The organism is Ferrimonas pelagia (assembly GCF_039543565.1).
Classification (GTDB): Bacteria; Pseudomonadota; Gammaproteobacteria; order Enterobacterales; family Shewanellaceae; genus Ferrimonas; species Ferrimonas pelagia.
This window is the reverse complement of sequence record NZ_BAABJZ010000006.1, coordinates 47,153-69,916: the sequence shown is the minus strand read 5'-3', so window position 1 is coordinate 69,916 and position 22,764 is coordinate 47,153. Positions and strand designations below refer to the sequence as shown.

General features: G+C 56.6%; 17 protein-coding genes. 8 read left to right on the top strand and 9 right to left on the bottom strand.

The genetic code is table 11. The features are described 5' to 3' along the window. Window positions 1–23 precede the first annotated feature (23 nt). Window positions 24–872: a DNA ligase gene (locus ABEA08_RS02175; RefSeq protein ID WP_345332854.1), complete on the bottom strand. Its 849-nt coding sequence runs from the start codon at window positions 870–872 to the stop codon at window positions 24–26. A gap of 271 nt (window positions 873–1,143) precedes the next feature. Here ABEA08_RS02175 and ABEA08_RS02170 point away from each other — a divergent pair, with 271 nt between their 5' ends. Beyond that, window positions 1,144–5,592: a hypothetical protein gene (locus ABEA08_RS02170; protein WP_345332852.1), complete on the top strand. Its 4,449-nt coding sequence runs from the start codon at window positions 1,144–1,146 to the stop codon at window positions 5,590–5,592. 403 nt (window positions 5,593–5,995) lie between these two features. Here the strand turns inward: ABEA08_RS02170 and ABEA08_RS02165 are convergent, their stop codons facing one another. The 3 genes from ABEA08_RS02165 to speE all read right to left on the bottom strand — a co-directional run bounded on the left by ABEA08_RS02165 (window position 5,996) and on the right by speE (window position 9,761). Next, window positions 5,996–6,823, bottom strand: a complete 828-nt coding sequence (locus tag ABEA08_RS02165) for a TIGR04219 family outer membrane beta-barrel protein (protein WP_345332850.1) — start codon at window positions 6,821–6,823, stop codon at window positions 5,996–5,998. 148 nt (window positions 6,824–6,971) lie between these two features. Continuing rightward, window positions 6,972–8,888, bottom strand: coding sequence for a biosynthetic arginine decarboxylase (gene speA / locus ABEA08_RS02160; protein WP_425557314.1), 1,917 nt, complete (start codon window positions 8,886–8,888; stop codon window positions 6,972–6,974). Between the two features lie 12 nt (window positions 8,889–8,900). Then, on the bottom strand, window positions 8,901–9,761 hold the full coding sequence (gene speE / locus ABEA08_RS02155) for a polyamine aminopropyltransferase (RefSeq protein WP_345332845.1): 861 nt from the start codon (window positions 9,759–9,761) through the stop codon (window positions 8,901–8,903). A gap of 502 nt (window positions 9,762–10,263) precedes the next feature. Between speE and metK the strand changes: the two genes are divergently transcribed. Continuing rightward, complete coding sequence (gene metK, locus ABEA08_RS02150) at window positions 10,264–11,418, top strand: methionine adenosyltransferase (RefSeq protein WP_345332843.1); 1,155 nt, start codon at window positions 10,264–10,266, stop codon at window positions 11,416–11,418. Window positions 11,419–11,500: 82 nt separating this feature from the next. Here metK and ABEA08_RS02145 read toward each other — a convergent pair whose 3' ends face one another. Next, window positions 11,501–12,697: an MFS transporter gene (locus ABEA08_RS02145; RefSeq protein WP_345332841.1), complete on the bottom strand. Its 1,197-nt coding sequence runs from the start codon at window positions 12,695–12,697 to the stop codon at window positions 11,501–11,503. 194 nt (window positions 12,698–12,891) lie between these two features. Between ABEA08_RS02145 and ABEA08_RS02140 the strand changes: the two genes are divergently transcribed. The 6 genes from ABEA08_RS02140 to ABEA08_RS02115 all read left to right on the top strand — a co-directional run bounded on the left by ABEA08_RS02140 (window position 12,892) and on the right by ABEA08_RS02115 (window position 17,425). Then, complete coding sequence (locus tag ABEA08_RS02140) at window positions 12,892–14,037, top strand: hypothetical protein (RefSeq protein ID WP_345332839.1); 1,146 nt, start codon at window positions 12,892–12,894, stop codon at window positions 14,035–14,037. A 100-nt stretch (window positions 14,038–14,137) separates the two neighbouring features. After that, window positions 14,138–14,635 carry a SprT family zinc-dependent metalloprotease gene (locus ABEA08_RS02135; protein WP_345332836.1) on the top strand — a complete coding sequence of 166 codons (498 nt, stop codon included), beginning with the start codon at window positions 14,138–14,140 and terminating at the stop codon, window positions 14,633–14,635. A 73-nt stretch (window positions 14,636–14,708) separates the two neighbouring features. Continuing rightward, entirely contained in the window at window positions 14,709–15,398 is a 690-nt protein-coding gene (locus ABEA08_RS02130; protein ID WP_345332833.1) for an endonuclease, read from the top strand. Between the two features lie 10 nt (window positions 15,399–15,408). Then, on the top strand, window positions 15,409–16,140 hold the full coding sequence (gene rsmE, locus ABEA08_RS02125; protein WP_345332832.1) for a 16S rRNA (uracil(1498)-N(3))-methyltransferase: 732 nt from the start codon (window positions 15,409–15,411) through the stop codon (window positions 16,138–16,140). Window positions 16,141–16,150: 10 nt separating this feature from the next. Then, complete coding sequence (gshB, locus tag ABEA08_RS02120; RefSeq protein WP_345332829.1) at window positions 16,151–17,098, top strand: glutathione synthase; 948 nt, start codon at window positions 16,151–16,153, stop codon at window positions 17,096–17,098. Further along, window positions 17,099–17,425, top strand: a complete 327-nt coding sequence (locus ABEA08_RS02115) for a hypothetical protein (protein WP_345332826.1) — start codon at window positions 17,099–17,101, stop codon at window positions 17,423–17,425. Here the strand turns inward: ABEA08_RS02115 and ABEA08_RS02110 are convergent. The 4 genes from ABEA08_RS02110 to ABEA08_RS02095 form a co-directional block, all read right to left on the bottom strand. Further along, window positions 17,422–19,881, bottom strand: coding sequence for a bifunctional diguanylate cyclase/phosphodiesterase (locus ABEA08_RS02110; protein WP_345332823.1), 2,460 nt, complete (start codon window positions 19,879–19,881; stop codon window positions 17,422–17,424). The genes ABEA08_RS02115 and ABEA08_RS02110 overlap by 4 nt on opposite strands. Before the next feature lie 4 nt (window positions 19,882–19,885). Then, window positions 19,886–20,908, bottom strand: a complete 1,023-nt coding sequence (locus tag ABEA08_RS02105) for a hypothetical protein (protein ID WP_345332821.1) — start codon at window positions 20,906–20,908, stop codon at window positions 19,886–19,888. A gap of 106 nt (window positions 20,909–21,014) precedes the next feature. Further along, a complete protein-coding gene (locus tag ABEA08_RS02100) occupies window positions 21,015–21,455 on the bottom strand; it encodes a type 2 periplasmic-binding domain-containing protein (protein WP_345332818.1) in 441 nt (146 codons plus the stop codon). Window positions 21,456–21,486: 31 nt separating this feature from the next. Next, the gene (locus ABEA08_RS02095; RefSeq protein WP_345332815.1) at window positions 21,487–22,641 is read right to left on the bottom strand and encodes a TonB-dependent receptor; all 1,155 of its coding nucleotides are present in this window, start codon (window positions 22,639–22,641) and stop codon (window positions 21,487–21,489) included. Between the last annotated feature and the right edge of the window lie 123 nt (window positions 22,642–22,764).

Genomic DNA, 22,764 nt, shown 5'->3' with positions numbered 1-22,764 from the left:
CCGCATGGAGTGTAGCCAAGCTTTCACAAACTGATAAATACCCGCTCAAATCGCGCAAATCGGGGTAAGCCGGAACCCGTGCGCCCATTAAAGCGATAGGTCACCACACTCCCCACCGCTGGCGGCGTGCGCCGCTGAGCGTCACTGAAACCTGAGCCTATCTTGAAGCGCCGCCCTTGGGGATCCTCCACCAGCAGTGAACCCATCATCCCTTCATATTTGCCCTTGCCCGGCAGTTGGGCGATCACCACCGCTTCGCTGTCCTCGTAAGCCTTATATTTCAATAGCCCCGCGCCCCGACCCGGCCGATACAGCGACTGACGATGACGCAGCATCAATCCTTCCCCCCCAGCTTCGGAGATCGCCGCCAATCGCAGATCCAACGACAGATCGCTCGCCACCGGCTCATGCCGCACCAACTCAAGATGAGGCAAGCCCCACTGCTCAACCCGCTCGGCCAGTAACCGATAGCGCTGCTCAAACGGCAAAGGCTGCGATGGCAGATCAAACAGCATAAACCGAACCGAGCGCCACGCGGCTTCATCAGGAATACGATCCCGCACCACCGCCATCAACGCCTCAAACTGGCCCCGTCCCAGCCACAGCTCGCCATCAAGGGGCTCCTTGGGCAGCTCGGCGGTAAACCAGTCCGGTGCCGCGATCGGATTGCCCGCACGGCTCAGTAATCGTTCCCCATCCCAATAGGCCCGCATGCCATCAAGCTTCTCGCTCACCAAGTAATGATCCAGCGCCAGCCCCTGCTGATAACTCTGAGCCAGGGCGATAGGCGGCTCGACCACTCCGGTCGCCCACGCCGCCTCAGCAGAAAGCAATAGTGTCGATGACAGCACAATAGAGAGCTTATCCTTCATAACAATTCCGTAGCAGTTAAGGTTCTCCAAAGGTACTCCGTCCCGGCCATTACACTGCCCCAGCCCACTCCATACAGCAGATCACACCACCTAAGAGTACAGCTTGCCTCTCCACGCTGTAAGAGATCCCCCACGGTGACGCCGAAACATCCAGCAATCGAACGGCATAACAGTGACAGCAGTCGCAAAAATGACAGTCTCAAACAAGCACTAAAAATATCGTCAAATCAGACATATATCATGACTCCGCGATAACCCAATGGAGTCACTAATGATACGATTTTTCACGCTGATCCCCTTTGTATTGGCGTTAACAGGTTGTTTCGTCGATACCAGCGACGAAGACCGAATTCCCCCTCCCTTAGCGCACCTCGCTTGGGAGATCCCCGCTGAGATCGAGGCGGGCGATTACGATGCCTCGCATACCCTGATGGCGCACTACACCGATGGCAGCCAAGCCGACGTGACCTATGAAGCGCGCTATGACAGCAGCAACAGCGAGCTGGTCTGGATCTCCGGCAGCGGCATCCATAGCGACCGCTACAGCGCCGGCAGCGCAGCGCTAACCGCGCGCTACCGCGGCGGCGAAGCCCGCGCAATGATGATCGTTCATCCGCACCTGGAAGGGATCGAGCTGGAGCTGCCACGGGATCTGTTCCACGGCACCGAGTACACCCCGATCGTCACCGCCAACTACGCCGACGGCAGTGCAGCAGATGTCACCGAGCAGACCCAATTCCGCTCCGATGACACCACTGTTGTCGAGTTTATCGAAGGCGTATTGCACACCCACGAGGTGGGTAGCGCCTACGTTTACGCTGAGTTTGGTGAGTACTCCGAAGCACAATACGTCTACGTCAACCCTGAATTGACCGATCTCACCTGGCAGGCGCCACAGCGTCTGGAGCAGGGTGAGCAGTACAGTCACGAGCTGACCGCCCACTTCTCCGATGGCACCAGCCAAAACGTCAACTGGGAGGCAGAATACCGCTCCGGCAACGAAGACGTTGCCACTGCCGATAGCAACTATCTGACCGCGCACAGCATTGGCGAGACCAGCCTGACCGCCAACTACGGCGAGCGCGAAGCCAGCCTCAGCATCGAAGTGGTGGAAGCCTTGGTGATCGATCGCATCGAGATGGAGCTGCATCCAGATCTGCTGGTCGGTGGTCAATACCCTGCCACCACCACCGTGTTCTACACCGACGGTAGCCAGGACCAGCTGCATGAGGGCGTTCACTACAGCAGCTCCCCATCCTGGACGGCTCGCTTCTACGGCAATGTACTGCACGCGAATGATGACGGTGAAGTCACCTTGACCGCCTCCTATGGCGGACATGAGCACAGCTTCGAACGCACCATCAACGAAGGGGGCCCAGTCAATCCACTGCCACCAGAGCCGGTCGCCACTCAGTTGATCTGGCTGGCCCCAGCCAAGATGGAAGTTGGTACCGAGGAAGGCCACCAGCTGCGTGCCCTGTACGACAACGGCTTTGCCCGTAGCGTCACCCAAGACGCTCAGCTCGACACCAGCAATAGCAGCGTTGCATCCTTCACCGTAGAAGGGATCAACGCCCTAGCCGAAGGGGAAAGCACCCTGACCGCCAGCTATGGTGAGCTGACCGCAGAGCACACCTTGACCGTAACCCAGAGTGCTGCGCTGGACAGCATCAGCCTGATGCTGCCTGAAGAGATGGAAGCCAACCGTCAGTATAGCGCCAGCGTGATCGCCCGTTATGCTGATGGTATAGAAGTCAACGTCAGCCAGCGTGCCGAATTTAGCTCCAGCAATGACAACCTTGCCAGCTTTGAAGGCCGCATTCTTCGCACCCACGAGATGGGCAATGTCACCCTGACCGCCAGCTTCGAAGGCCAAACCGCCAGCGTCGCCCGCACCATCGCCGAAGAGGTGCTGCTGGAAGGGATCCGTTTCGAGGCACCTGAGCTCCTGTACACCGGCCACAGCTACACCACTCAAGTGATCGCCAAGTACAGCGACGGCTCCGAGTCTGCGGTTCTGACCGGTGCCACCACGTCGTCCAGCGACACAGAAGTCGCTAACTTTACCGGACTGGAACTGCACGCCAATACGGCTGGCAGCGTAACCCTGATCGCCGAGTATCAGGACTTCAGCGACGCGTTAGAGCGCGCAGTTGAAATCGACCCAGCCACCATTGTTACCGACATCAAACTGTCTCTCAGCGAAGGGCCTTACTACGCGGGCCATAGCTACGCACTGAGCCTGATCGCCAGCTACGCCGATGACAGCACCCAGGATGTCACCGAGCAAGCCCAGTGGCGTATGCCAGAGAGTGAGCACGGCCACATCGACGGCCGTACCCTGCACCTGCAGCAAGAAGGTCAGCTGACCATCGGTGCCCACTTTGAGGGCTTTACTGACAGCACCAGCATCACCATCGACACCGATCCCGCCACCATCCTCACTGGCGTGGAAGTGCAGCTGGATGGCGACGCACCCCATTTCGTTAACCAAAGCCACACCTTGAGCCTGATCGCCACCTACGCCGACGACAGCACTCAGGATCTGGCCGAAGAAGCAAATTGGACCCTGTCCGACGAAACCCTAGCCAGCCGAGAAGGCACCACCTTGAGCCTGCTTAAGGCTGGCGAACTGACCATCACCGGCGCCACCCAAGGCTTTGACCACAGCCTGAGCATCAACATCCGTGAGCCCGGTGTGGCCAAGCTGACCATCTATGGGGATCAACTGGCCAAGCCAGCGGGCGCCCATTATAGCTGGCAGGTCTGGGCCGACATGTCCGACGGCAGCGAAGTTGAGGTTACTGATCGGGTCAACTGGAGCTATCTGGGCAACAGTCCGGAGAACTGCTGTGAAGAGCTAGAAGGCGAAGGGATCCTGTTTGCCAGTGGCGGCCAATTCCGCACCCTGTTACCCGCCACCTACCTGATCACCGCCGAACTGGACGATGTCCAAGCGGAACGTGTGCTCTGGGTTAAAGATCCAACCGTGGTCGAGATCTACCCAGTCGCCAGTTACAGCGAAGGTGATGAAGCCGTTCAGCACGAGCTGCGCGATCTGACCTTCAGCATGCCGGAAGGCGAAAGCTTCACCATGCAGCTGTATCAGCGCATGAGTAATGATGTGGTAACTGCCATTGAGGGTGGCCAGATCAGTTGGAGTGAAGGTACTGCTTCCGACAGCGACAGTGGCGTAAGGCCCCTGGCCCATATCGGGTCTGGTTGTAACGATGACTGCAGCAATTCGCAGCGTGGCTGGGGTACCTTCGAGGCTCGTCGCAATGGCACCGCCTCCGTCACCATTACAACCCCGACTGGCCAACAACTGCCTCCGGGCACGAGTGGGAACGCCCTCACTTTAAAAACCGATATTGAGGTCACCCATAACCCCAATGTCTATAAGTGGGTCAAAACCGCCACCTGGGAGCGCCCGACAGATAACACCTGGTATCCTCGTGGTGAAGCGGTCACCGATGACAGCATCCTGATGCTGTTTGATGTCCGCAATGGCAGCACTCGCATCGGCATCTATTTGGTGGAGTTTGATGGGGAGTCCTTCTCCGACGCACAGTGGGTGCTCGGGGTCGGGCATGAGATGGGTAGTGCTCAGCCTCATCGCCAATGGGCCAACGCCGACAAAGCGGTCTTTGTTACCGGTACATCCGACGCAGATGAACAACTCTGGCTGTACGATCGTAACTCTCAAGAACTCAAAGAGATCGTCCGCCCGCAAGAGGAGTACGGATCAACCCGCTTTATCAGCGAGCAAAACCATCCCTTTGTCACCGAAAAAGGCACTATCTTCACTTGGGTCCGCCCCGGCTCCAGTCATTCGGACAGTGGCAAAGTCGTTCTGCTGCAGTTCAATGAAGAGAGTGGCGATTGGGTCAAAACCGATACCATTCATACAGATGATATTAGCACCGACTCGACGAGCTACTGGGCACATACCTATATGCGCCTTCATGCCGGTGCGCCCAATAAGCTGGTTCGATACCTAAATCGTTCTCAAACAAACAACTGGCCTCAAATGACCGTAATGGACATGGATTCCGGTACAGTGGAACAGGTGATCATTCCGGAGCGCCCGCTGGTGGCTCAGGATAGTGTCAACAGCTTTACGCTGACTGGGAACAATCCCATCACAGCAGCCGCAGTTGATGGGGAGCGCAATTACATCCTGAACTGGCATGATCTGGCGTCAGTACCGGACGAGATCCCGGTCGGCATGCCTAATACCAGCTCTCAAACCCTGCTCCCTTCCGGCAAGACTCCGGACGGACGTTACTTTACGCACGTAAGAGATTTCCAGGACGAGAACAAGGCCTACTGGTACGCCAATCTGCAAAAACGCTATGGAGAATGGTTCACAGAATGGGCCCTGGTAAATATTGATACCGATAATCCAGGTTCTTCCAACGTAGGACTTTACAGAAACTTCGGCCTTACGGCTTCTCGCACCTATACCCATATTGCGGCCGATCACCTGCTGCAAGAAAATCCCCACGTGCCGGGTGAGTTGGTGCATGTAAATACCGTAGGCTTGCAAACGTACAGCGATGACCAATGGTCCCTCAATCGCAGCACAGCAAGGCTGACTTCCAGCTACCAACTGGAACGAATGGGCGATGAGCTAATTTTGATTGAAAACTCCAGTTCAAGCCGCTCTAGCCGCTTTTTCTGGAAGCTGCAGATGCGTAACCCGGATGCGGTAGAGTAAATCGTCTCTTAAGGTGGTGTTCACACCGCCTTAAAACGCTCGCGATGACTCTCGCTATCTAAACCAAAGGCCGCCCCATCGGGGGCGGCCTTTTCTATTGCAGCAGCGACGCCCGCAAACAGGACTACCGGACCGTACCGCTATCCATGCCCTTGGTTATCGCTTAGCCTTCACTCTCGCTACGAAAGATCGAACCAACGAGCCAGCCCTCGGTTGCGAGGCATCAAAAAGGCCGTGTCCCATGGGACACGGCCTTTCTCATTTTGCAGGCGTTTAGCGGCGCTTGTACTGGTTATGAGATCGCTGTTCGCTCTTGGGCTCTAGAACCTAGAACCTAGAACCTGCTTTTCAGCTCTTAGAACCTAGAACCTAGAACCTAGCACCTAGCACCTGCTCTTCTGCCTTAGAACGCCAACTGCAGCCCGGCAAACATGCCGTTAAAGTCGTACTCCAAGCTATCTAACTCGGCACCGACGTAGCCGGACATGTCGGTCAGCTCGGCTTCAATCGCGCGGTAGCCACCGAACAAGGTGATGCGAAACGCCGAGTCCGGATTCATCCGGTAGGCGACGCCGGCGCTGAAATCGGAGTAGCTAGAGTCGCCGCCAATGCCGTTGTACTCCAAGTATAGGTTCACGTTGGTATGCGGTACATAGAAGTAACTGGCCACGTAAGGTGCGACAAACTGCTCGCTGTAGGACCCATGATCCCAGCGGTGCCCGTCGTTCCAGTTAAAGCGCCCTTCAAAGCTGCGGAAGGACGCCCCCAGATCAAATCGGAACCACTCACCATTGAACACACGGTAATAGGCGGACAACTCATACACGTCCGCTTCGTTGCTGAGGTAGTTGTATCCTGGTACGACATTGTCCATGCCGTAGCCGGACTCATCGTCGAAGGAGTAGTAACTCACCTTTACGTTAGGCAACAGCGGAATGTCATGCTCAAATCGCGCCGACAGATCGATCTCAAAATCACGATCCCAGTTGGGGGCCATGGCGCCGCCAAGCTCCGAACTCAGGTGGGTGTCACCTTCAAGGTTGGTCCAAGCACCGGCAAAGATAAACTCCCGGTTGTAGCGAGTGCGCTGATACGCCTCAACCTCAGGCTCTTGCACCTCTGGCTTCGCCTCAGGGGCGGGCCGATCCAGGGCAAACTCACTGTCGACAAAGGCGTCGGCAGAGACCGCCGTGCTGGCCATCAGTCCGGCCGCTAACAGGGTGTATTTCATTAGATTGTGTCGTCCATACAGTCGATTTGGCGATGATTGTGCCATGACTCATATGACAGAATGGAGTAACTGGTATAACTCACTGTAAAAATGCGATTTATTTCATAAAAAAAGGCCCTTTATGGGCCTTTTTTGAACAGCGCTCTACTCAAGGTTCGAGATAAGTATAACCCTGCAAGCCAGCTTCCAACTCGTCGAGGAAACTGGCCTTGTCCGCCGCCTCCAGCCCCTGGCTGTCCAGTCGACTGCGATAGCGCTGCAGGATCACCTGTGGATCTAGGTTGACGTACTCCATCACCTCGGCCACGGTGGTGCCCTCCACCTGCTCGACGATCTCCAGCTCACCCCCTGCATCGAGTCGCACGTCCACCACCTCGGTGTCGGCAAACAGGTTGTGCATGTCGCCGAGGATCTCCTGATAAGCCCCCACCATGAAAAATGCGATGTGGTAAGGCTTTTCCGCTTGCCATGCTGGCATCGGTAGCGTGGTTTCAATGCCCTGACCGTCGACGTATTGATCGATGGTTCCGTCGGAGTCACAGGTGATATCCAAAATAACCGCGCGCCGGTCTGGCTTCTCGTCCAGTCCTGACAGCGGCAACACCGGAAACACTTGATCGATCCCCCAGGCGTCCGGCAGCGACTGAAACAACGAGAAGTTAACGTAGAACTTGTCCGCCAGCTTCTCATTGAGATCGTCTATCAACGGCCGATGCGCGCGGTTCTTGGGCGACAGTTGCCGCGCCACGTTCCAAGAGACCTGCAGGTGGACCTGCTCAGCCCAAGCGCGTTGGCCCAGATCCAACAAGCCGTAGTTATACTTGGCATGGACATCGGCCAGATCATTGATGGTGTCGTGGTAGATCTCCCCCAGCGCCCGCACGTCGGTGTTGCTGCGCGCTTCTTCCAGGGTTTGCCACATGTTACGCAGCACCATTGGCGCACCCGCCTGCGGAGCGGGCAGATCCGACTCCGGTTGATAGGCCTCAACGCCGATCACATCGGCGATCAACACCGCATGGTGCGCGGTCATGGCGCGGCCGGATTCGGAGATCAACCGTGGATGCGGCAAGCCATACTGCTGACACACATCGCCAATGGCGTAAACCACGTTATTGGCATACTCCTGCAGCGAGTAGTTGACCGAGCAGGCGCTTTGCGAGCGCGTGCCCTCATAGTCGACCCCGAGTCCGCCCCCAACATCCACGGTGGAGATGGGAGCACCCAGCTTGCGCAGCTCCATATAGAAGCGACCACATTCAGTCAGCCCCTTTTGGATATCACGGATATTCGCGATCTGACTACCAAGGTGGAAATGCAACAGCTGCAAGCAATCCAGCCGCCCTTCGCCGCGCAAGCGCTCGACCAGGGTAAGGATCTGCATCGCCGATAGGCCAAACTTGGACTTTTCACCGCCGGAGGATTGCCACTTGCCCTTGCCCTGAGAGGCCAGACGGGCGCGAACGCCCAAGCGTGGCACCACGTCCAGCTTGCGGCTCTCTTCCATCACCAGTTCCAGCTCGGACATCTTTTCGATCACCAGATAGATCTCATAGCCCATCTGCTGTCCGATCAGTGCCAAACGCACGTACTCGCGATCCTTATAGCCATTACAGACGATCACCGACGCCGCATCCTGGGCCATCGCCAGTACCGCCATCAGCTCACCTTTGGAGCCGGCTTCCAGCCCAAGCTGCTCGCCACCGCCGGCGATCAGACCGTTAACCACGCTGCGCTGCTGATTCACCTTGATCGGGTAAACCGCCAGATAATCGCCACGATAACCGTACTCATTGATGGCAGCGCGGAAAGCACCACACAAGCCCTGCACCTGACTGTGCAAAATATCGGGAAAACGCACCAGTAACGGCAGCTTGGCGTCCCGCTCGGCAACCAATTGCTCGGTCAGCCGGGCTAAGTCGATCCGTCGCTGCGGATCGCCCCGCTCTGGGCGCACCTCAACGTTGCCATCGGTGTTAATGTGGAAATAACCACGGCCCCAATAGGGCACGTTGTATAGCTCCAGCGCGTTATCAACGGTCCAGTTCACTGCCGGCGTCTCCAATCAGTCACTAAATCAATCAATCAGGGCCAAACGGTCCACCAGATACTGTGGCATGGCGAACGCGCCGGTGTGCACAGCCGGGTTGTAGTAACGGGTCTTAAAGCCCGCTGCCGCAAAGCGCTCGGCGATCACATCGGTGGAATGCTGACGCAGTGCGGCATTGTCGGTGGCCCACGCCAGTGACATCACGCCACCGATGTAGGTCGGGACACCGGCACAATAGAAGCTGCGATCGGCGAAGAACGGCTGCAGGCGCGCCTTGGTGGTTTCCGCTTCATCCGGCTGCATGAAGGGCACACCGTTTTGCGCCACAAATACGCCACCTTCGGTCAGGCAGTTTTTGCAGCCCTTGTAAAAGTCGGACTCGAACAGGGCTTCGCCCGGGCCGATCGGATCGGTGCAATCGGAGATGATCACATCGAACTTGTCGCTGCTGTTCATCACGTACTCTTTGCCGTCGCTGATCACGATAGTCGCACGAGGATCGTCAAACGCACCGGCACTGTGGTTCGGCAGGTACTGCTTGCACATCTCGATCACTTGCTGATCGATCTCAACCTGCGTCACGTGCTCCACGCCAGGGTGGCGCAGCACCTCACGCAAGATCCCCCCGTCACCACCGCCAATGATCAACACGCGTTTGGCATTGCCGTGGGCAAACATCGGTACGTGGGTCAGCATCTCGTGATAAACGAACTCATCCGCCTCAGTGGTTTGGATCACCCCATCCAACGCCATCACCCGACCAAATCGTTTGTTTTTGAAAATGATCAGTTCCTGGTGCTCGGTCGGGGCGCGAAACAGCACCTCTTCCATCTCAAACTGCTGGCCGTAAGACGGGTACAGGGTTTCCAGGTAACGGGTATCACTCATGGCTTTTTTCTCCGCAAGCTGTGTTCAAACACAGAAATGGGGCCGCAAAACAGTGGCTGTCTCACAGCATGGTTCACAATGATGGAACCGAACAAAAAAAGTGCCGAATTGAGGGGAAGCGATGATCGCAATCATCGAGCAGGGGGAGGAACCGACAGGGACCGACTGAGGCACTGTGCCACCGCGTCAGGGATAACCACTGGATGCCGTGCAAGCGCTGCTTACACGGCTTACGCCTCGAGAACCATACCACCTCAATCCGACCAAAATCAGGCTAAAAATCCGCTAGCCCTTAGGCTAAGCCGCGCATTTATACCCACTTTGCCTAGCAAAATCCAGCGCTGTGGTTTCGGTCTACACTGTACCGAACCTGCATTTTACAGGCGAAGGTGTAACGTTTTGATCGACAGCACTGGCAAAAGCGTCAAAAATCCATAAAATAGCCGTCCAGATGTAGATGCTTCTACACGCCTTTCAGTATAGATAGACGAGAGAATTTCCTATGGCACGTCACCTGTTCACCTCTGAGTCGGTGTCCGAAGGTCATCCAGATAAAATTGCCGATCAGATCTCTGATGCGGTTTTGGATGCGATCCTGGCTCAAGATCCTAAGGCGCGCGTCGCCTGCGAAACTTATGTGAAGACCGGCATGGTTATGGTGGGTGGTGAAGTAACCACCTCGGCCTGGGTTGATATCGAAGAGATCACCCGTCAGACCGTTCGCGACATCGGCTACACCCATTCCGACATGGGCTTTGACGCCAACTCCTGTGCGGTGCTGTCCGCCATTGGTAAGCAATCGCCTGACATCAACCAAGGTGTTGATAAAGCCGATCCGCGTGAGCAGGGTGCCGGTGACCAAGGTTTGATGTTCGGTTACGCCAGCAATGAAACCGACGTGCTGATGCCAGCGCCGATCACCTACTCTCACCGTCTGGTGAAGCGTCAGGCCGAAGTGCGTAAAAACGGCACCCTGCCTTGGTTGCGCCCGGACGCCAAGTCCCAGGTGACCTTCGCCTACAACGCCGACGGTACCGTTGCCGGCATCGACGCGGTTGTGCTGTCCACCCAACACTGTGACACCGTATCCACTGCGGATCTGCGTGACGGCGTGATGGACACCATCATCAAGCCCGTGCTGCCACAAGAGTGGATCACCAAAGACACCAAGTTCCACATCAACCCAACCGGTCGCTTCGTGATCGGCGGTCCGATGGGTGACTGTGGCCTGACCGGTCGTAAGATCATCGTTGACACCTACGGCGGCATGGCCCGTCACGGTGGTGGCGCGTTCTCCGGTAAAGATCCATCAAAAGTGGATCGCTCTGCTGCCTACGCCACCCGTTACGTGGCGAAAAACATCGTCGCTGCTGGCCTGGCCGATCGCTGTGAGATCCAGGTTTCCTACGCCATCGGCGTAGCGGAGCCAACCTCCATCAGCATCGAGACCTTCGGCACCGGCAAGCTGTCTGAAGACAAGCTGATCGCTCTGGTCCGCAAGCACTTCGATCTGCGCCCTTACGGCCTGATCCAGATGCTGCACCTGGAGCGCCCGATCTACCAGCCGACCGCTTCCTACGGTCACTTCGGCCGCGTTGAGTTCCCATGGGAGCAAACCGACAAAGCCGAAGCACTGCGCGCCGACGCGGGCCTGTAAGCCCCGAACGCCGTAACAAAAAAGCCCGCGTCTCGATGAGACGCGGGCTTTTTTTGTCCCAAGCTCCGTCAACCGTTCGGGTTCACGCCGCGGCCTCGGCCAGATGACTGCGGTTACGTCGCACCAACCCCATCACCAGTGTAACCATGGTCAGATACACCACCGCAGAGCCCCCCACGACGCCATCCCAGCCCCAGTTCTGCCAGCACCACAACAGCCAGAAGCCGCCAAAACTGCCGCCCAGATAGTAATGCACTAAGTACAACGCCGTGGCGCCAGCCTTGGCATAACGTGCCTCGCGTCCGACCCAGCCATAGGCCAGAGCATGCACCAGAAAAGCACCGGCACTGAGGATCAACATCCCGAGTACCATGGTCCACAGGGTGTCTATCCGCGCCACTAGGATCCCGGCAAAGGCGATCAAGGTGCCCAATAGCATTCCCGACAGCGGGCCGTACTTTAGGCTCCAGCGACCGGACAGGGATGAGGTAAAGGTGCCGGTGATGTAACAGATAAAGATCAGCGAGGTTACCGCCACCGGCAGGCTGTGCGGCGGCGCGACCAAACGGAAGCCCATGGCGGAGAATTGGTTGACGAACAAGGCAAAATTCAAGCCACCGATCCACATCGCCAGCACCAGCCGCGGCTCACGCAGATGACGAAAGATATCCCGCAGAGAGGCTTTCAGGTTGTGACTGGGTCGAAACAGTGTGTCTTGCGGCAGCCAGCGCCAGACGCCGATCAATGCCACCGAGCTGATCCCAGCGACGACCAACAAGGTGCCACGCCAACCGAGCAGATCACCCAGACCGCCCCCCGCCAAACGGCTTAAGATCCCGCCGATGGAGTTGGCCGCAACAAAGCCGCCCACCGCCAATGCCAATGCCTTGGGGGAAAACTCCTCCGCCATATAGGCCACCGTCACCGAAGCAAATCCGGCCAAGGTGGCCCCCATCACCGCCCGCGCGGCGGCGATCTGCCAAAACGCTTGCGCCAGCGTGCCCGCCGCGCCGATCAGCGGGATCAGCGTCAAGCTGATCAGCATCACCTTACGCCGCCCTATCCGCTCCGACAGCAAGGCCCAGGGCAGCAACGCCACCGCCAACCCCAAAAAGCAGGCGGCATGGGCCCAGTTGGCCTCACTCGGCGCCAAGTCATAGCGCTGAGCCAATTGGGGCAGCAGCGGCTGCAGCAGGTACAAATTGCCAAACACCATCAAGGCGCCCAAAGCCAACGCCTTGCGCGCACAAACATAGGCTCTCGAGCCAACTTCAATCATAACGACTACTTAAACAGAACTAAGCGGAATACAGCACATAAGATAGACATAGGTTAGCAAGGGGATCCGGCAGACCGAAATTGAAGTTATCACTGTTTGAATAGGTGCATGTTATAACCGCATCAACAGGATCTTTGCTGCTGCTCACAGATCCGGTTAACTTGTCACCATACACCCTTTAGCAGGAGCCCGACGTGACGATCAAAGGATGGGGATTGGCGATCAGCCTACTTGGCGGCCAGGCAATGGCACTGCCATTGGATATCGAAGAGCAACGCCTCAACGCTCTGGCGCAGCATCAACCCGAGCTGCTCAATCGTTATCAGCCGCAACTGGACCACTTACTTAAACGCTATCGCGCCGATCCCGGCGAACTGACGGTGACCCGCAAAGTGGCTGAAGACGCCAACGCCCTTTGGCGGACTGCCGTCGAAGACGTTCAAAGCGGCGTTTGGGACGATCGGCCACTCTATTGGCACCGACTGGCGCTACGGCGCGAGCTGAAAACCGCCCCGGCCGGTTTCAGTATCGCCCCGTGGCAACGCCAGATCCTACTCAGCACCGTCGAGAATGCGTCCAGAGGCATGAGCGATATCCAATTCGATGAGTCGACGGAGATCCGTATCCTGCTGACGGGCTTCGACCCGTTTCAGCTCGATCAGCAGCTCGACCAATCCAATCCCTCGGGGCTTGCTGCGCTCGCACTCGACGGCAAGCGCTGGCAAGTCAACGGCCAATGGGCCCAGATCGAATCGGTGCTGATCCCAGTGCGATTCCAGGACTTTGATGACGGCCTGATCGAATCGCTACTCACCCCCTATCTGCGCGATAACAGCGTCGATCTGATCCTGACCGTCTCCATGGGCCGCGACCAGTTTGATCTGGAGCGATTCCCAGGACGCAACCGCAGCGCCAGCGCCCCCGATAACCGCAATGTGCACACCGGCGCCAGCAAAAGTACCCCCCTTCCGCCCAGCCTCAATGGTGCCGAGTTACACGGCCCGGAGTTTGTCGAGTTCAGCCTGCCCGCGGCCCAGATGCAGCAGGCCACCGGCCCCTATGCCATCCGCGATAATCGCACCATCCGCACCCTTAACGGCAAACGGGAGGCGCAGGCCCTTCATCAGCTCGACGGCACGGTCTCGGTCGAGGGCTCCGGCGGCGGTTATCTGTCCAATGAGATCAGCTACCGCAGCCTGTTGCTGAAACAGTTGCTTGGCAGCCCGGTGCCGATCGGTCATATCCACACCCCCAAGGTGAACGGCTTCGAGCCGGCGCACAATCGCGCCATCGTCGAACAACTGCACGCCATGATCGAACACGCCGCCCTCGCCCTATAGCGGGCCCGAGCACAACGGCCTCGACCCTTCCGGTTGCGGCGGGCGATAGACAGCCCGCCGCAGCCGAGTATACTGACGCCGTTTTTGTTTTGGAGTGGGTATGAGCCAGCGTTCCCCTGTGCAGTTGCAACAAGCCGTTCTCGATCGCGTTCAGCAGTGCTACCAACAGGCGCAGCAGCGCCTACAGCGACCCTTTCCCCTGCCTCAGATCGAGTTTCGGCTGCGCGGACAAAGTGCCGGCGTGGCGCATTTGCAACAGAACCGGATCCGCTTCAACCCCGTGCTCTTGGCTCAAAACCCCGACGCCTTTATCGACGAGGTGGTGCCCCATGAGATCGCCCACCTGCTCGTCTGGCAGTTGCATGGCCGCGTGCGCCCCCATGGCCGAGAATGGCAAAGCCTGATGCAGTCGGTGTTTGATCGCCAAGGCCGCACCTGCCACGCCTTCGATGTCAGCAGCGTCCGGCCTCAAACCTACGCCTACCGCTGCCAATGTCAGGCTCACCAATTGACCGTTCGGCGCCACAACAAGGTGCAACGAGGCCAAGCTCAATATCAGTGCCGGCGTTGCAATACTCCACTGCAGGCCTGCGACTAGCCAACACCCGCTCGACTTCCTTCGCAACTCGGTCGCCTTGACCCTGCGCCATCTCTAACTTGTTGTTTGTTCTATGCGTACCCCAATATTATTTCTGTTCGCCGCACTCAGCCTGCCGCTGTCTGCCGCTCCACAAACCTTTTCCCAAGCCAAACGCCACCTGCTTGAGCTCTATACCCAAGCGCTGCCCCAACGATCCCTCTATTGCGCCTGCCCATTTACCAATGAGGGCAAGCGTTTGATCCCAGATCTGGACGCCTGTGGCTATCAGGTGCGCAAGCAACCGGTTCGAGCCAACCGCATCGAGTGGGAGCATGTCATGCCCGCGTGGCAATTTGGTCATCAGCGACGCTGCTGGCAAACCGGCGGACGTCGCCAATGTCAGAAAGACGATGCGTTTCGTCGTATGGAGGCGGATCTGCACAACTTGCACCCCGCCATCGGCGAGGTCAATGGCGATCGCTCCAATTATCGCTTCACCGTCTGGGGTGAAGCCGCCAGCCAGTACGGCCAATGTGAGATGGTAGTGGACTTCAAAGGCCGCCGAGCCCAACCCCCGATGGACTCTCGTGGTCCGATCGCGCGCGCCTACCTGTACATGGCTGAGCAATACCGCATCGATCTCTCCGACAGCCAGGAGAAACTCTATCGCGCCTGGCATACAATGTACCCGGCACAACAAGACGAATGCCATCGTCACACGCTCATCAGTGAGCGGATGGGATGGCCCAACCCTTATATCAGTGAGCAGTGCAACGGATAACGAGCCCCACATGCGTATACCTAGGATCTATCAACCGGTTGCCCTGACAGCCGGACAACACGTAGCACTGGATGAAGACGGTGCCAATCATGTCGGCCGCGTCCTACGAATGCAGCCAGAGCAGCAACTGATCCTGTTCAACGGTGAAGACGATCAGTACCTGGCCACCATCACCGAGGCGGGCAAACGGACAGTCACGGTCCGCATCGATGAGCGGCAACAACACAGCAGCGAATCGCCACTGGATCTGCATCTGGGTCAGGTGATCTCCCGAGGCGACAAAATGGAATTCACCATTCAGAAAGCCGTTGAGCTGGGTGTTGCCTCCATCACACCACTTTGGTCGGAGCGCTGTGGCGTCAAGCTCACCGGCGATCGGCTGGATAAAAAGATCCGCCAATGGCAGAAGATCGCCATCGCCGCCTGTGAGCAATGTGGCCGCAATGTGGTGCCGCAGGTGCGCCCGGTAATGAAACTCGATGACTGGTTACGTGAGCCGTTCGATGGCTTAAAGCTGAACCTGCACCCCCGCGCCCAATACAGCATCAACACCTTGCCGCAGCCCGTCACCGCGTTACGCCTGCTGATCGGACCTGAAGGTGGCCTCTCTGGCGAAGAGATCGCCACTGCCGCTGAGCAAGCATTTACTGATATCCTGTTAGGCCCTCGCGTGCTGCGCACTGAAACTGCCGCGTTGACCGCCATAACCGCACTTCAGGTTCGCTTCGGCGATCTGGGATAAGGAGCCCTAGATGATCAAGCTTGGTATCGTGATGGATCCCATCTCGAGCATTAACATTAAAAAAGACACCAGCTTCGCCTTCCTACTGGAAGCCCAGAGCCGGGGCTACGAGTTGTTCTACATGGAGATGTCCGATCTCTACCTGCAGCAAGGCGAGCCCCGTGCCCGAATGCAGGCGCTGACCGTCGCCGAAGATCCACAGCAGTGGTACACCTTGGCCCCACCGGTAGACGCCCATTTGGCCGATCTGGATGTGGTGCTGATGCGCAAGGACCCACCGTTTGATACCGAGTATGTCTACTCGACCTACATGCTGGAGCGTGCAGAAGAGCAGGGCACCCTGATCGTTAACAAGCCGCAAAGTCTGCGGGATTGTAACGAAAAGCTGTTCACGGCCTGGTTTGCCGAGCACACCCCCACCACCCTAGTGACCCGCCGAGCCGAGCAGATCAAAGCCTTCCACGCCGAGCATGGTGACATCATCATCAAACCGCTGGATGGCATGGGCGGCGCCTCGATCTTCCGCATCAAAGCGGACGGCGACAACCTCGGGGTGATCATCGAAACCCTGACCCAACATGGCCAAGTTTACGCGATGGTTCAGAAGTTTATCCCTGAGATCAAGCAAGGGGACAAGCGCATTCTGGTGGTGGATGGCGAGCCCGTGCCCTACTGCCTGGCGCGGATCCCACAAGGCGGCGAAACCCGCGGCAACCTGGCCGCGGGTGGCTTAGGAGAAGCGCGCCCCTTGTCCGACAGCGATTGGGCCATCGCCCGCGCCGTGGCGCCTGAACTGAAAAAACGTGGATTGATCTTCGTTGGTTTGGATGTGATCGGCGATCGCCTCACCGAGATCAACGTGACCAGCCCAACCTGCGTGCGCGAGATCGATGCGGCATATCAAACCAACATCAGCGCAATGCTGATGGACGCGATTGAGCAGCGGGTAAATAAGTAGATGAAACCGTGGTTCGTGTGCGCGCTCAGCGCCCTCCTGATCACACCGCTTGCCGCCGAGCCCTGTCTGCAGGGCTCATGGCGCACAGAGGCCTGCCCCAATGTGATCTATCAGTCCATTGAAGAGCAGGAGCAACGCCGCATCTTGTGCGTATGCCTCGAGGACTTTCAGCACTTGCGCCAGCCACTCGATGCGAGCAACAACGCGCGTCTGCTACTGCAAAAGCGAGAGCTGGAGCGCCTTGCTGCCTCCTATGACATAAGCATGCCCAACGTTCAACGCGTCCTGCGACTCACGCCCGCCACAGAGGCGGTCAACAGCGACTAACGCGCCTGACGTCCCAGCAAACGTTCCTCATCATGCCACTCAAGATCGGGACCTAATCGCTCCAGCAGCGCCATGATCCGCTGCTCATCCAATGCGGCTGAATAGAGGAACCCCTGGACGCAATCACACTTGGCTTGCAACAGGAATTGGCGCTGATCGTGGCTCTCCACCCCTTCCGCAATCACTGTCCGTTTCAAATTATGCGCCAGCTCGATAACACTGGTGACGATGTTACGATCCACATCCGAGTTATCGAGATCGGAAACGAAACCGCGATCCACCTTAAGCAGGTCAAAGGGCAGTTGCTTGAGATAGCTCAGCGAAGAGTAGCCGGTTCCGAAGTCGTCAATGGCGATCTTAATCCCCATGGATTTGAGTTGATGCATAATATGCATCGCCTTATCCAAATTCTTGATCAGAACCTCTTCCGTCAGTTCGAGTACGATCCGACGTGGATCAACCTGATGCTTCTCCAACTGCAACTGCAAAAATGCCACCAACTCAGTCTGAAGATACTGGCTGGGTGACAGGTTAACGGACACATAGAATTGATCGCTCTCCAGCTTGCGACTGAAGCGGCCAAGCATCTCAAACGCCATCTCGATAACATAGTGAGCCAGCTCGATACTCTGCTCACTGCCTTCGATCTCCTTGATAAACTCCCCAGGCATCACCAAACCCCGAGTCGGGTGTTGCCAACGAACCAGGCCCTCAAATCCCACCACGCGATTTTGGGCGAGATCCAAGATCGGCTGCATCGCCAGATAGAGTTGTCGCTCGTTCAGCGCCGTACGGATATCCTGCTCCAACATTAACTTACGTGAAGCACTTTCCAGCATCTGCTCGTTAAAGACTCGATAGTTACTGCGTCCGGCCTGCTTGGCTTGATACATCGCCAGATCGGCACGCTTGAGCAGCTCCTCGGGTCTTGCCATGGGATTATCACAGAACACCACCCCAATACTGGTGGTGATGATCAGGGTATGTCGCCCCAACTGCAGCGGCTGCTGCAACGTGGTAAAGATCTGATGAATGATCCGGTGAATATCTGACTCAGACTCCAACCCACGTACGATCACGGTAAACTCATCGCCGCCAAGACGACATACGGTGTCCATGCTGCGCACGCTTTTTTGTAATCGATTGGCCACGGTTTTGAGCAGCTCATCGCCCACATCGTGACCCAGCGTGTCATTGACCCGCTTAAATTCATCCAGATCGAGGAACAGCAAGGCGATCTGCTCGTCCGTCCGCCCTATACTCCCGAGCGACTTGGCCAGCTCGTGATGAAACATGGCCCGATTCGGCAAGCCCGTCAGGGCATCCATCATGGCCATGCGCTGCAGCTCATTGGTATAACGATCAACATCGCTTTCCAATCGCTCTAGCTGATTGGCCACATCCAAGGTGGTCGATTCAAGCTGCACCAACTCATCGCGAAAACGGCCCCGATCCCGCTGTAAGCGTTCACGCAGATCATCAAATCGGCTTTGTGCCAAGAGAGGCAGGGATTGACCCAAACGTCGTATGCGCGCCAGCGGTCGCCAAAACAGCGCGATCCCCAGAGCCCCCGCCAGCATCATCGCCAACAATAGGATACCCATGAGATCACTGACAAACGCCTCTTCACTGCTCACCAGATCGTTGATGTTTCTGAACAGCAAGATCCGCTCACCCGTGTCCGCCACGATCCAACTGAAAAAAACCCAATCCTCTTGGCCTAACTCCAGCTGTCCCGGCGACTCCAGCAGCTCCGATAGCCCAACCAACGCGGAGGCCTCGCCCAACCGATGCATGTTTTCCCCGCGATTGGTTAAGCTTAAAAACGGGCGCTGCCAAGGGCTGTGGCTACCAGCGATCTCCTGCCCCAACATCGCCACCTCAACCTGGTGATTCTCCGTCAGTTGCGCCAGAACCTCTTCAAAACCCGTGGTAAACACCAGCGAATTGATCTCATCGTCAACCAGCACGGGCACCGCCACATCGATAAAACACTGTTCACTGCACCGCACGCGATTGATCGGCTCCCCGGTGCGAAAGCTTTCCTGTAACCAGCCGTCTGCGGTAATTCCCCCATTGCCGTAAACCAACAGCATATCAAGCGCATCATTAAAGACCTGTAATGACTTAAGCCCCCAATAAAGCTCAAAATCCGCCCAGCTGTCATCCAGCATGCGATCCATTCGGCCCAGCTCCAGCTGATGACTGTCATCCCCCATCATCAGCAGCATCTCTTGGCTAAAGGCGGTCAAACGCTTCTCTTCTGAACGAAGCCGGACGTGATAATCGCGCCACAAATAATCGTGTTGCTGCTCAACAACATTATCCAACTGCTGGCCGAATCGATGCACCCCAAGCAGGCCGATGACAACACTGACCAACAACAGCATCGACACCAACGCCAGAATAAACTTCCAGCGCAAACTCAAAAAGTAATGTAACCGCTTTGACTTCATCGAATCACCACCGCCACTGATAGGCCAATTGCAACATCCAAAGTTGCCAGTGTTCTTCACCCAACGACGACGATGAGATCAAAGGCGTTACCCAAGCCGTTCCTTCAACCAAATGCCACTCCACACTCACTTGCCATTGCGAATTCCATTGCCAAGACAGCGCGGCGGTTAGATCCTTACCCCACGCCCGCCACGGTTCCCTGCCTCGCTCCACAAAGCGGTCACCATCACGATCCTCTTTATCTGAATAATAGATGTCGTATCGCAGCTTTGCCGACAGGCTGTCACGGATCAGATAACCCCCTTGCAGATAGCCGCCAATGGCCGTTTGCTCTCCCCTGGCGTTGTCGGTGGTATAGCGCTGCGCCTCAGCCACCCACTCCCACCTCGCATTCATATAACGAGCTCCGGCTAGCCACGCCGTTACTTTAGAGGAGCTTGTCGTCACCACCGGTGGCCCGAATGGCGCGATCCCCGTGGTATCCGTTCGGCTGCGCTGATATGAAGCACTGAGCTCCCAACTTTCCGCCGGCACCCAGCCCAGTCGGGCGATAAAAGTGTAGTCACTGTCAATATCTTGCGTGTCGGTGCCATAGAGCTGACGGGAAAAATCATCACCAAGATCCGACTCACCGTAAGACAGGGACCAGGACAGAGGTTGCTCCCCAAGGCCATGATTGCCCTTCAGCCGAAGTCCATCCAATCGCAGGGATGCATCCCTTAAGCCTTCAGGGTAAATGGACTGGGGCAATAATATTGTGGGTCGTGAAAAAGCCGAATCTCGACCACTAGAATAGAAACCGCCGTCGCTCTTAAAGCGACCCAATTCTGCACTCACAGTGCCGTTCGCCAGAGGCGCTCGATATTCTAAATTTAAATAATCGATCCCTAGTGTCTCGTCTTCGGTCAAATTACCCATTCGTCGATAGATAGCCTGCCCCTGCAGTCGCCACTGGGGATGAAAGCGCCAAGACGCATTCGCCAACGCTTCCTGCAACTGATAGCTGGTGCTGTCGCTTCCGGTCAAAAAATCGGATCCATCGTTGTAAACAGCGGACTGGGATAGATACAGGCTACCATGTAGGCTCGCAGAGAGAGGAAAACTCCCTCCCAATGCGATCAGCAATGCAATATTACTTAATGATCGCAATGTCATACCCCTTAGCATTTACCGATGCTGGCAAGTAGCCTATCGCTCCGGGTGTCGTCTGTACCAGTTCCAACATCTGCGCAGCGGAGCTCACAACTTGTGGCCGCTCCCCAGTGCCAGAAAATACCAGTCGATCCCATTCTCGATTCAACTGAAACGGCAGCAGCTTCAACGCATCACGGCAAAATTGGACATGCACGGGATCACGAGGTGGCAATACAAATACGGTGATCGCTGTACCATCCGGCCAAAACTGCTTTTTCATTGTAAAGATCGCCCGCAGATCGGTTCGCTTTAACTGCTCGACCGAAACAGCATCCTGCACGATGATCTGCGCCGTCCGCTCTTCCGATTCAGCGACGCTAACCGCCGACAGTACCAGCAGTCCGACGGCAGTGACCCATTGCTTAATGGCTTTTATCATCCTTAATCCCTCTCCTCCCTGCTATCACGGATCAATGAAACAGCGCCCAGTTCCAGCGATAGGCTAACTGCAGCATATACAGATTACTGATCCGTTCCTGCCCAGATAAATTCGCCATTGACCCCGGATAGACCGCCGTACCATCCATCCGGTGCCACTCAGCCGATAGCTGCCAATCATCGAAAAATTGCCAACTTAATCCCAGACTCGACGCCCGGCTCCAAGCTTGCCAATTAGGCTCACCACGTGGCTCAAAGCGATCTCCGCCTTTATCATCCTTGTTTCCCCAGTAAAGATCATAACGAGCCAACACACTAAGTTGGTCCAATAGGTAATATCGAGTTTGAACATATCCGCCCTGGGAGGTGTTCTCAAATGGAAAACCCACTTCGGTCAACTCCCCGTCGACCTGCATCTCGCCATATTCAGCACTCCACTGCCAACGCTGATATTCGCCGCGCAGCCCGACTATCCAGCGCTCAATGTCATAGGTAGCATCGCGCATCGGCCGTGGATCATCAACGCTGAAGCCAGTATCTATATAAGAGGCCTTCAACTGAAGCCAGGTGCGGTACTCCCATCCTAGTGTCAATAACAGACTTTCCGTATCATCAAACTCAACACCTTGATGAAAACCAAGAAAGATATCGGCAAAGCTGTCATTCAGTGCCATCAAGCCGTAGGTAGCATTCCAGCTCAGGCTTTGCTCGCCAATAAAATGCGCGCCACTAAACTTGAGGCCATCATTGCGCAGCGCCGCATCACGCCCAAACTCCTGATAAATGGATTGAGGCAGTAAAATGCTGGGCCGACTAAATAAACTGTCACGGGAGGCATTATAAAAACCCATATCCATCTTATTACGCCCTGCCGCAGCGGCCACATTGCCAGACCAAACCGGGAATCGATATTCGGCAAATAGATAGTCGATATCGGTATTACTATCGGCAATATTCCCAGCTTGACGATAGAGCATCTGACCCGCCAAGCGCCATTGACTGCTGACCCGCCAGTTCGCATTAATGGAAGCTTCATGAAAACGAAAACTCATATCACCGGGCTGGGCAAACAGGTGACCACCATCGTTATAAGTTAGTCCCTGCGACAAATAGACAGTGCCATCCAGCTTTGCCAACGTCGGTGCCGCTAGAAACATAAAGAGTGCGAGGCCAGTCCATCGTCTCATGTTAGCCCCCTTCCTCTCCCTAGGCCCCTGCCCCCACATCCGGTATTGATGTCCCACAGCGCCACGCGGCTACGGCCACAGTCTAAGGGTGACCGACTGGCCCTGTTGACAGGTGCATTCAAC